The sequence below is a fragment of the Kitasatospora putterlickiae genome (genome assembly GCF_039527695.1).
In the GTDB taxonomy this organism is placed as follows: Bacteria; Actinomycetota; Actinomycetes; order Streptomycetales; family Streptomycetaceae; genus Kitasatospora; species Kitasatospora putterlickiae.
The window spans coordinates 8,042-17,607 of record NZ_BAAAKJ010000238.1 but is presented as its reverse complement, the minus strand read 5'-3'; the positions used below and the strand labels follow the sequence as shown (position 1 = coordinate 17,607).

At 73.9% G+C, this 9,566-nt stretch carries 10 protein-coding genes; 6 read left to right on the top strand and 4 right to left on the bottom strand.

Going from position 1 to position 9,566, the window contains the following annotated elements; translation table 11 throughout:
* Positions 1–623: cytochrome P450 (locus ABD308_RS23915; RefSeq protein ID WP_344338436.1), on the bottom strand; the 623-nt coding region annotated here is incomplete at its 3' end.
* A gap of 313 nt (positions 624–936) precedes the next feature.
* On the opposite strand from ABD308_RS23915, the gene ABD308_RS23910 reads away from it, so the two are divergent.
* The 4 genes from ABD308_RS23910 (at position 937) to ABD308_RS23895 (ending at position 4,969) form a co-directional block, all read left to right on the top strand.
* Complete coding sequence (locus tag ABD308_RS23910) at positions 937–1,383, top strand: peptidoglycan-binding domain-containing protein (RefSeq protein WP_344338434.1); 447 nt, start codon at positions 937–939, stop codon at positions 1,381–1,383.
* Positions 1,384–2,139: 756 nt separating this feature from the next.
* Positions 2,140–2,733, top strand: coding sequence for a phosphoribosylanthranilate isomerase (locus tag ABD308_RS23905; RefSeq protein WP_344338433.1), 594 nt, complete (start codon positions 2,140–2,142; stop codon positions 2,731–2,733).
* Between the two features lie 82 nt (positions 2,734–2,815).
* Positions 2,816–3,673 carry a class II glutamine amidotransferase gene (locus ABD308_RS23900; RefSeq protein WP_344338430.1) on the top strand — a complete coding sequence of 286 codons (858 nt, stop codon included), beginning with the start codon at positions 2,816–2,818 and terminating at the stop codon, positions 3,671–3,673.
* Positions 3,674–3,814: 141 nt separating this feature from the next.
* Positions 3,815–4,969 carry a PD-(D/E)XK nuclease family protein gene (locus ABD308_RS23895; RefSeq protein ID WP_344338428.1) on the top strand — a complete coding sequence of 385 codons (1,155 nt, stop codon included), beginning with the start codon at positions 3,815–3,817 and terminating at the stop codon, positions 4,967–4,969.
* Between the two features lie 120 nt (positions 4,970–5,089).
* On the opposite strand, the gene ABD308_RS23890 is transcribed toward ABD308_RS23895, so the two are convergent.
* On the bottom strand, positions 5,090–6,628 hold the full coding sequence (locus ABD308_RS23890; RefSeq protein ID WP_344338426.1) for a TolB family protein: 1,539 nt from the start codon (positions 6,626–6,628) through the stop codon (positions 5,090–5,092).
* A gap of 231 nt (positions 6,629–6,859) precedes the next feature.
* Here ABD308_RS23890 and ABD308_RS23885 point away from each other — a divergent pair, with 231 nt between their 5' ends.
* The gene (locus ABD308_RS23885) at positions 6,860–7,093 is read left to right on the top strand and encodes a WhiB family transcriptional regulator (RefSeq protein WP_344338424.1); all 234 of its coding nucleotides are present in this window, start codon (positions 6,860–6,862) and stop codon (positions 7,091–7,093) included.
* Between the two features lie 95 nt (positions 7,094–7,188).
* On the opposite strand, the gene ABD308_RS23880 is transcribed toward ABD308_RS23885, so the two are convergent.
* Both ABD308_RS23880 and ABD308_RS23875 read right to left on the bottom strand, forming a co-directional pair.
* Positions 7,189–7,686 carry a hypothetical protein gene (locus ABD308_RS23880; RefSeq protein WP_344338422.1) on the bottom strand — a complete coding sequence of 166 codons (498 nt, stop codon included), beginning with the start codon at positions 7,684–7,686 and terminating at the stop codon, positions 7,189–7,191.
* Positions 7,687–7,793: 107 nt separating this feature from the next.
* Positions 7,794–8,744, bottom strand: coding sequence for a hypothetical protein (locus ABD308_RS23875; protein ID WP_344338420.1), 951 nt, complete (start codon positions 8,742–8,744; stop codon positions 7,794–7,796).
* A 265-nt stretch (positions 8,745–9,009) separates the two neighbouring features.
* Here ABD308_RS23875 and ABD308_RS23870 point away from each other — a divergent pair.
* The coding region (locus tag ABD308_RS23870; protein ID WP_344338418.1) for a helix-turn-helix domain-containing protein at positions 9,010–9,566 on the top strand (557 nt) is incomplete at its 3' end.

The window sequence follows — 9,566 nt, the reverse complement described above, 5'->3', positions numbered from 1 at the left end:
GTCCGCCGCAGGGTGCGGACCGCCGCCCGGTAGCCGGGCCCGGGGGGAAGCATCCAGAGCCGCCGCAGCGCGCCGGCGAACGCGGTCTCGAAGGCGTGCTGCAGCCGCTCGGCCAGCGCGTCCGGCACCTCGGTGCCGAGCAGGGTGCGGGTCACCACCCGCAGCGTGAAGCGGTAGCAGGCGGGGAAGACGTCCACCACCTCGCCGTGCCTCCAGGAGTCCGCCAGCAGGCCCGCCTCCCGGCTCATCACGGCGGCGTACGCGACCAGCCGCTCGGGCCGGAACTCCGGTTGCAGCATGCGGCGCTGGCGCCGGTGGTCGGCGTGGGCGCAGGTCGCCAGACCGTTGCCGAGGACCTCCCGGAACCGCCCGTAGACCGGCCCGCCCTTGTCGAAGACGCGGTCGTCGGCGTACACCTGCCGCAGCAGCTCCGGATGGCAGGGCACCACCATGCGGTACGGCCCCAGCCGGACCTCCACCAGGTCGCCGTACCGGTGCAGCCGCCCCAGGAAGCGCGCCGGGTCCAGCGCCAGCGCGGACAGGTGGCCGAGCACCGGCACCGCCCCGGGCGGCCCGCCGTGCACATAGGTCGTGGTCGCGGCATCCCGCGGTGACGAGGACACGGCAACAGGGTAGGCGCCACGGCGAGCGGCCGACAACCGGCGCGCGTTCAACCGTCCGCGCGCTCGGCCGGACGGGGGATCCCGGGTGATCGGGCCGAGAATTCCCGGTCCGTGCACGGAGTGCTGCGCGGGCTTCAGTTTGAAGCGGCGTTACCGTGCCTGAGCTGCTGGAATCCGGCATCCACCGCTTCGTGTCCGGATCTTCCGGATCTTTCGCGACGCCTTCCCGGGGCCGGAAATACACGTGGTCATTCGCATGCGACCGGTGCTAGCTTCCGTCTCGCCCCGATTCCTGCATGAGGGAGTAGAACCCATGGCATCGAACCGGCTCACGAAGGCGCTGGTGGGGATTCTCGCGGCCGCCACCCTCGGCATCGGCACCCTCGCCGGCGCCACCGCGGCCTCCGCGGCGCCCACCCCGCAGTCCCCCGCCCGCACCGTCGGCGTCCGTGCCGTCAACAACCTCGGCCTCACCACCGCCGAGGCCCAGAGCGTCCAGTGCTACGTCCGCGACGCCGGCTACGACCCGGGCGCCATCGACGGCCAGCTCGGCACCGCCAGCTGGAAGGCCTGGCAGAGCTTCCTCAACGAGCTGGGCTACAACGCCGGAACCGTCGACGGCGCGGTCGGCCCCAACACCATCCGCGCCCTCCAGCGCTTCCTCGTCGACCTCGGCTACGACACCGGCGGCATCGACGGCATCGCCGGATCGAAGACCAAGGCCGCCTGGAAGGCGTTCGCCCAGCTCGGCTGGTGCTGACCGACCGCCCTCCCCCTCGCGCCACAGCACGGAGTGGCCCGGGCCCGTCTCAGGAAGTCCCTGAGGCGGGCCCGCGTCGTTCGGCACCAACGGTCCGTCAGAACCGAGTTGAGTACCGGTACTCAGGCGAACGGGCCGCAGGGCCGGGCAGTATCGTCGGCATGACCAGTGATCAGCGGGGTGGGCCCGCGCGGAAGCGGACGTCGGTCCGACGGGTGGCCGTCGGGGTGGTGGGCGCGGGATGATCTGGGGATCCGGCGGACCGGCACGCGTCCCGCTGAGGGAGACCGGGGCGCCCCAGTGCCCGGCCCTCGCCCATGTGACGATCGGCGGCCGAGGCCCGGCCGGGGGTGACGGCGACCCCCCGGCCACCTGCGGGCCGGCGGAGACCGGGCCGTCACCCTGCCCGGGCACCCCTCTCCACCATCAGGCCGAGGGTGGCGAGCGCGGCTGTTCGCCGGGCTCCGCGCGTAGTGAAGGCCCCACCCGTGAATGCGGATGAGGCCTGGGACTTCCGTAGCAACGCTCGCTTGGGGGGAGTGGTAAACCCCTGCGGCTTATATCGATCTGACGATAAATGATATGACGGATCATCAGGTAAGCGGATGATTTTCGCGTTTCCTTTCATTCAATGAAAAGCCGGCAAAGGGGGGTTGTCGGGGCAATGCCGGGGAAAGGCTGGAAAGGCGCAGGCGGGCAGGAACGGGCTGTACGCTGGCAGCCGCCGTCCAGTAGGGAGTGTCCGGGAACGTGTTCGTGAAGATCTGTGGTCTCAGCACCGCCGTGGACGTCGCCGCCGCCGTGGAGGCCGGCGCCGACGCGATCGGGTTCGTGCTCACCGAGAGCCCGCGCCGGGTTTCGCCGGAGCTGGCGCGGGAACTCGCGGACGCGGTGCCCGAGAGCGTGCTGACGGTGGGCGTGTTCCGGGAGGAGCCGGCCGAGTACGTCAGGGCGGCCGTGCGCGCCACCGGGGTGCGGGCGGTGCAGTTGCACGGCAACCACCCGGCGGCCGCCTTCGCCGAGCTGTCCGACCTGGGCCTGCCGCTGATCAGGGCCACCTCGGCGGCAGCGGCGGCCGGAGCCGGCTGCGGGGACTTCGGCGAGGACCTGCTGCTGCTCGACGCGCCGGTGGCGGGGGCCGGGGAACCGTGGGACTGGTCCGCGCTGGGCGCGAAGCCACCGGCCGGGAAGTGGGTGCTGGCGGGCGGACTCAGCCCGGCGAACGTCGCCGCGGCGATCGAGGCCGCGCGGCCGTGGGGCGTGGACGTCTCCAGCGGCGTCGAGGTCCGGCGCGGGGTGAAGGACCCGGCGCTGATCGCGGAGTTCCTCCAGGCGGCCAAGTCCGCTTGAGGACGGGGCGCCGCGGCTCCCCGCGCCGGGCCGGGCCGCTCGGCCTACGGTGGAAGGACCCGGCCGAAGGGAGGCGGGCCGCATGTGCCGCTGGCTGGCCTATTCCGGTTCCCCGATCATGCTGGAGGAACTGCTCTACAAGCCCGCCCACTCGCTGATCGACCAGAGCCTGCACGCCCGGATGGGCGCGGAGACCACCAACGGCGACGGGTTCGGCATCGGCTGGTACCCCGACGACCACGGCGGGCCCGACCGCGTCGTCGAACCGGCGGTCTTCCGGGGAACCGGGCCCGCCTGGAGCGACCAGAACCTGCGCGAGCTGGCACGCTGCGTACGCTCACCGCTGTTCGTCGCCCACATCCGCGCCTCAACCGGCACGGCGGTGCAGCAGACCAACTGCCACCCCTTCCGCTACGAACGGTGGCTGTGGCTGCACAACGGGTCGATCCGCGACTACCCGAAGCTCAAGCGCGACCTGGTGCTCGCCGTCGACGCCTCGCTCTACCCGTACATCACGGGGTCCACCGACTCGGAGCTGATGTTCTTCCTGGCGCTCACCTTCGGGCTGCGGGACGACGTACCGGGCGCCGTCGAGCGCATGGCCGGCTTCGTCGAGACGACCGCCGCCCGCCACGGCGTCGCCGACCCCCTGCAGATGACGGTGGCCGTCTCCGAGGGCAAGCGCCTGTGGGCGTTCCGCTACTCAAGCGGACACGCCTCGCGCTCGCTGTTCTTCAGCACCAGCGTCCACGCGCTGCGCGCCCTGCACCCGGAGAACCCCGCCCTGCGGAAGGCCTCCGAGGAGACCCGCATCATCGTCTCCGAACCCCTGGGCGACCTCCCGGGGGCCTGGAACCCCGTCCCCGAGTCCTGCTACGCGGTCGTACAGGAGGGGCACGACGCGATCCGCCGGTTCAGTCCGCGCGGCGGCGCGGAATGACGTCTGGCGTTCGGGGCCGCCGTCTTCGACGTCGCCGCGTCATCGGCGGGCGGCCGCGAGCCGCTGGGGAGTAGGGCAGAATGTGCGGCGCCGGCGCTCGGAGGGGGCGGCGAGCCATCAGTGGGCGGGGGCGGGCAACGCGTGGGCACGGGCCGTTGGGCGGGCGTCGAGGCGGAGGTACTGGCGCTGCCAGGGGCGCGGCGGGGTGGGCGCGGGCCGAGCGCGCTGCGGATCCTGGGGCGGCAGCGGCGCGAGGAGAGTCATGAGAACTACCTGAGGTTCCTGCTCGATCCGCGCGAGGCCCACGGGCTGGACGCGAGGCTGCTCGGGGCGCTGCTGCGCCTGGCGGGCCTGCCGGAGACCGCCGACGATCCGCGCCTGGCCGGGGCGCGGGTGCACCGGCAGGTCCGCGGTGCGACCAGCCGCCCGGATCTGGTCGTCGTCAGCCCCGTCGCCTCGGTCGTGATCGAGCTGAAGGTCGACGCCGGCGAGGGCGAGGGGCAGACGGTCCGCCAGGGCGACGACTTCGCGGACCTGGCCAACCTGGTGCTGGTCTACCTCACCCCCACCGGCCGGGCGCCGACCGATCCGCGCTTCCGCCCGGTCGCCCTGCGCGACCTCGCGGGTGAACTCGCGCGGCTGCTCGCGGAGCCGACGCCCGGACCGGCGGCCCCGGGGCGCCGCCACGCCGACGACTACCTGAGTGACCTGGAGAGCACGGTGGGCATCAGCACGGACGACGACGACGCGGCCGGCTTCTGGGTCAAGCACGGTGCCACGCTGCTCGCGGCCCAGCAGTCGGCCCGGCGCCTCCTGAAGCACCTGCCGGTCCACACCCGCACCGCGCTCGGCGCCCTGGCCGCGGACCTCGGCCAGGACCTCGTCGTGACCTCCCGCGACTACACCGCCGTCGGCAGGAGCGGCCGCTACCCGGAGACGGCGGTCCTCCTCAGCCGGCCCCGGTGGATGGACGGTGACACACCGCTCCTCGGATTCGGCCTCGGCATCCGCCGCGACGCCGACGGCCACCCCGGCCCCGACCCGGACGAACCGAACCGCCGTCCCTTCCACGGTGTCTACTGCACCGACCCCGCGGTGCGGGAGGCGATCGGCAAGCGGTTCCTCTCCGACGGGTGGGGCGGCCACTGGGGATGGTGGAACCCACTGCCCCTCGCCGCCCAGCCGACCGGCACCGGCTTCCTCGCCCACAACGCCGCCACCGCCGCCGCCCTCGTGCGCGACACCTGGCACGAGCGCGCCACCACCGTAGACGCCCTCTGGTCCGAACGGGTGTGACGTCAGGTCAGGGGCGTGGTGACCACGCCTCGGCGCGCGGGGCCGGCCCAGGGCGCTACGCGACCCGGTAGCGGTACGACGGGCGGGCCGCCCTGGTGGACGGCCCGCCACGGGGGACCGTCAGTCGTCCTCGTTCTCGCCCTGGTCGTCGGCGCCGCCGTGGTGGTGGGCGGCGGGCTTGGCGAAGACCTGGGAGCCCTCGGTGGGCGGGGCGTCGGTGCCGGCCACCAGGTTGCCGCTGGTCGACTCGAAGACCACCGTGCGGCCCTTGGCGGACACGAAGGGCGCGTGCGAGGAGCCGTTGCCGAGCGAGCCGTCCGGGGCGGTGGAGACGCGCTCGGTCCGGCCGGTGCGCAGGTCCTGGCGGTAGACGTCCCAGCCGGGCCGCTGCGGGCCGGGGACCAGGTTGTCGGCGGCGGACTCGAAGTAGAGCCAGCGGTTGTCGGCGGTGATCGAGCCGTGGTCGGAGGAGCCGACCGAAGCGGTGCCCGGCAGGCCGCCGCTGACCTTCGTCACGACGCCCGTGGTCAGGTCCCGTACGTGGAGCACCGTGTGGTAGCGGTGGCCGCCGGTCGAGCCGCCGGGCTCGGGCAGGGTGTAGATCGCGCGCCGCCCGTCGGGGCTGATCGTCGCCTCGAAGCTGGAGTGGCCCACGGTGCCGTCGAGTCCCGTGCTCACGGGCGTCAGCTTCCCGGACCGGACGTCGTAGGTGTAGTAGACGGCGGACGTCGGATGGGAGAGGACCGACTCCGCCAGGCCCTTGGGGACGCTGCGGCGCGCGGCCTCGGCGGCGCTCGGGGTGAGGTCAGCCTCGGCGGTGGCGGGCGGCTGCTCCTCCGGCAGCAGGGCGGAGAGCGAGGAGAAGCCGATCGTGCGGCCGTCCGCGCTGATCGTCGGATGGAGCGAGAGGCTCTCGCCCGGCCGCCCGTTGGCGTCCCGGGAGATCAGCCGGGTGGTGTGGGTGCGGCGGTCGGTGAGGTAGACGTTGTACTTCCAGGTGTACGGCCTGGTCAGCGTGGGGTCGGTGGGCGTGGGGTCGGTGTCGTCCACGACCGTCGGATCCAGGTCGGTCCGGGAGGACACGAAGGCCACGTACCGCCCGTCCGCGCTGATCGAGGGCGCGTACGAGGTGTGGAACTCGTCGGTGTCCGTGTCGGCGACGCTGTCGCTGACCAGCTCGGTGCGCCCCGTCCAGCGGTCGCGGACGTACACCTCACCGCGCCCCGCCACCGGCAGGCCGGGCACCACGTTCTCGGCGTCGCTGTCGAAGGCGACGTAGCGGCCGTTGGCGTTGATCGCGACGTAGTCGGTGAAGCCGTTCAGCGGCTCGTCCGCGTCGGACAGGTTGACGCGCTCGGTGCGGCCGGTGCGCAGGTCCCTCACGAAGGCGTCACGCCAGAACTTCCCGGGCTGCTCCACCAGGTTGGTGGCCCAGGAGGTGAACAGGGCGTACCGGCCGTCGGCGCTGACGCCCCGGCTGAAGGACTGGTCGTCGGGCACGGCGCCGTTCAGACCGGTGCTGATCTGGACGGTGCCGCGCGGCAGCGGGCGGGCCTGGGCCGGGGCGGTGGCGGCGGTGGTGGCGATCAGCGCGGCCGCGGCCAGGACACCGCCGCCGACGAGCCACCGCTCGCGGGTCGTGCGGGTGGTACGTGGCATGACGTCTTCCCCTCTGCTCGCCCGGCCGGGCTCCCTCCCGGCGGCGGGCCTTGCGGGCAAGCCAATCCCCGCGAGGCCCGGTGGTCAACGCCCGCCGGCGTTCGGCGGCGGAAAATACGTCAACGGTCCTATGCGCCGAGGCCCGGCGGCCGATGTCACAACGACCTCCCCTGTCCAGTCATAGAGGGGAGAGCGAGCGAACAGCGCACCGCGTGGCACGGAGGGAACCTCATGAACTGGCGTGAGTCGGCCCGGTGTCGAGGCACGGACCCCGAACTCTTCTTCCCCATCGGGAGCGGCACCAGCCTCCCGACCCTCGCGCAGAACGACGCGGCCAAGGCCGTCTGCGGTCGGTGCCCGGTGTCGCGGCAGTGCCTGGAGTGGGCGCTGAAGGCGCCCGTCGAGGGAGTCTGGGGCGGGACGACGGAGGCGGAACGCCGCGTCATGCGACGTCGCCGGGCCTAGCGTCCGCCTTCAAACCCCCGCCTGCCGGGCGGGCGACGGGGGTTGAAGACGGACCCCAGGGGGAGGGGGCGGACCGGCGGACCGGAGACGGGGCGTCAGCTCATGAACCGGGCGCAGCCGCTCGCGTACACCCACTCGTGGGAGGAGATGCTGTCGTTCATGTTCTGGCCGGTGGTGTAGTAGTTCCGGGAGAGGTCGTCGACGTAGAGCTCGGACCGCTTGAGACAGTTGTACCCGGAGGCCCAGGCGGCGCCACCGCCGGCCAGCCGGTAGAACGCGACCACGTCCTTGCCGCCGGCGTAGCCGGTGTTCATCACCGAGCCGGCGGAGTTGTCGTCGGAACCCTGGAACGGGCCGTCGCCGTCCCCCCAGTTGGCGTCGTTGCCGGCGGCCGTGCCGAGGAGCGTGCCGGAGCAGTCCCGGTCGCTCCAGGCGCGGACGTTGCCGTCCGTGCCGTACTGGTTGTACCGGGCGTCGCAGGTGGCGCCCGCGATGGCCGTCGCGCCGGCCGGGGCGGCGTCCGCCGTGCCGACCGGGAGGGCGAGGCCGAGGACCGTCAGGCCCGCGGCGGTGGTGATGAACAGCTTGCGCATGGTGGGTTCCCTTCCGAACGTCTTCTTCCCTCGCGGTGTCCGGGACGGGCCCGGCACACCGCCCCGCGGCCCTGTGCCGCGGGAGTCATGGGGGTGGTGCGCGGGGCTCAGGGGGAGCGGTCGACGACCTCGCGGGCCCGCTCCACCGCGGCCCGCCGCAACCGGTCGTAGGTGTCCAGCTCGCCGCCGTAGCGGTCCCGCAGCCCGGCCCGGTACTCCTCCTCCAACTCGCGGGCGACGGACCCGAACCCGCTGCGCCGCGCGCACTCGGCCTCGGCCACCGCCAGACGCACCTCCGCCGCGAAGGCCTCGTCCGGCGCGAGGCCCGCCGTGAGCCGGGGAAGGTCCGCACGGGCCGACCCCGGCTCCTGGTACGGGTGGCCCGCCTCGCCCATGCACCGTGCCCACCGCTGCCGCGCCTCGGTGAAGCGCTCGTCCCGCACCAGCCGCGGTACGTACAGCGGAGTGAGGTTCAGGGCGGTCTTCTCGACCTTGAACCACGTCTCCCGGGGACCGTAGAGCCGCCGCTGCGCCTCGGCCTCGCAGCCGCCGAGCCGGCTGCGGACCGTCCCCGCGTCGCCGGGCAGCTGCGCCGAGAGCACGGGCGTGTCCGGTCCGCCGCTGAGTGCCGCGGTGTACTCGGCGCGCTCCTCGTCGGTGAGTCCCCGCTGGTGGGCGGCGTTGGGGTTGTTGGCCCGCGCGAGGTCGTCCCGCGCGGTGATCCGGCTGCCGTAACCGTGGGTGCCCGCCCAGCGGACGTCGTCCAGGACGTAGCCGAGCGGCCGGAGCTCCTCCGGGTCCACGGCCGGCTCCACCCAGTACGGCAGACCGTGCCCGCCCATGCACTCCTTGATGAGGAGCTGTTCGGCGCGGGAGAGCAGCAGCTGATCGGCCTCGGTGAGCCGGTCCTCGGGCCCGGTACCGACCCGGGCGGCGGTGGCGGCGACGGGCGGTGGGTGAGGCGGGTCCGCCGACCGGGTGACGACGGACGCCGCCGCCAGTGTGCCGAGCGCCGCCACCGCCGTGGCGGCGCTCAGCGCGATGCGAACGGGACGCATGCGGACCTCCTCCGGGTGCGCGGGAATCTCCGACAGGACGTGGTGCGGCGAAGAGCCGGCCCGCCCTGTGCCGGACGGTCGCCGGGTGCCGTGACCTCAGTCTTCGTGGCCCGCCGGTTGTCAGGCAGGCCCCTTCCGCCGTACCGGACAATCCCGTCCACGGTTCGGCGACGTCTTGCCCGGGCCCTCCGCCGCTGCTTAGCGTGGACGCGGCGGGAGCGATCGCCGCCGACGGGGGACGACGGGGAACGCCGGGGGGTTCGCGTTGGGGCGCCGGGAGAAGGAGATCGACCCCGCGGACGGCCCGGTGGCCGAGTTCGCGCACGGGCTGCGCACGCTGCGCCAGGAGGCCGGCGGCCCCACCTACCGCCGACTCGCCGCCCGCGCCGGCTACTCGGCGACCACCCTCGCCCAGGCCGCCGACGGCGCCCGGCTGCCCTCACTCCCCGTCGTGCTCGCCTACGTCGGCGCGTGCGGCGGTGACCTCGCCGACTGGGAACGGCGCTGGCACACGGTCTCCAGATCGGCCGCGGACCGACGGGCGGCCGAGCAGGCCGACGCGGACGACGACGCCGCGCCCTACCGGGGCCTCGCCCGCTTCGACCCCGCCGACCACGACCTGTTCTTCGGCCGGGACCGGCCGGTGGCCCACCTGCTCCAGCTGGTGCGCGAGCGCCGCCTCGTCGTCCTGGTCGGGCCCTCCGGCAGCGGCAAGTCCTCACTGCTGCGGGCCGGCCTGGTGCCGCGCCTGCGGGACGAGCCACCGCCGCACCGGCCGGCGGGCGTCCGCATCCTGACGCCCGGCCCGCAGCCCGCCCGCAC

Excerpts from the sequence above, each read along its gene's own strand:
- ABD308_RS23910 (WP_344338434.1), top strand. The coding sequence starts at position 937 with ATGGCATCGAACCGGCTCACGAAGGCGCTGGTGGGGATTCTCGCGGCC.
- ABD308_RS23900 (WP_344338430.1), top strand. The coding sequence starts at position 2,816 with ATGTGCCGCTGGCTGGCCTATTCCGGTTCCCCGATCATGCTGGAGGAA.
- ABD308_RS23890 (WP_344338426.1), bottom strand. The coding sequence starts at position 6,628 with ATGCCACGTACCACCCGCACGACCCGCGAGCGGTGGCTCGTCGGCGGC.
- ABD308_RS23885 (WP_344338424.1), top strand. The coding sequence starts at position 6,860 with ATGAACTGGCGTGAGTCGGCCCGGTGTCGAGGCACGGACCCCGAACTC.
- ABD308_RS23880 (WP_344338422.1), bottom strand. The coding sequence starts at position 7,686 with ATGCGCAAGCTGTTCATCACCACCGCCGCGGGCCTGACGGTCCTCGGC.
- ABD308_RS23875 (WP_344338420.1), bottom strand. The coding sequence starts at position 8,744 with ATGCGTCCCGTTCGCATCGCGCTGAGCGCCGCCACGGCGGTGGCGGCG.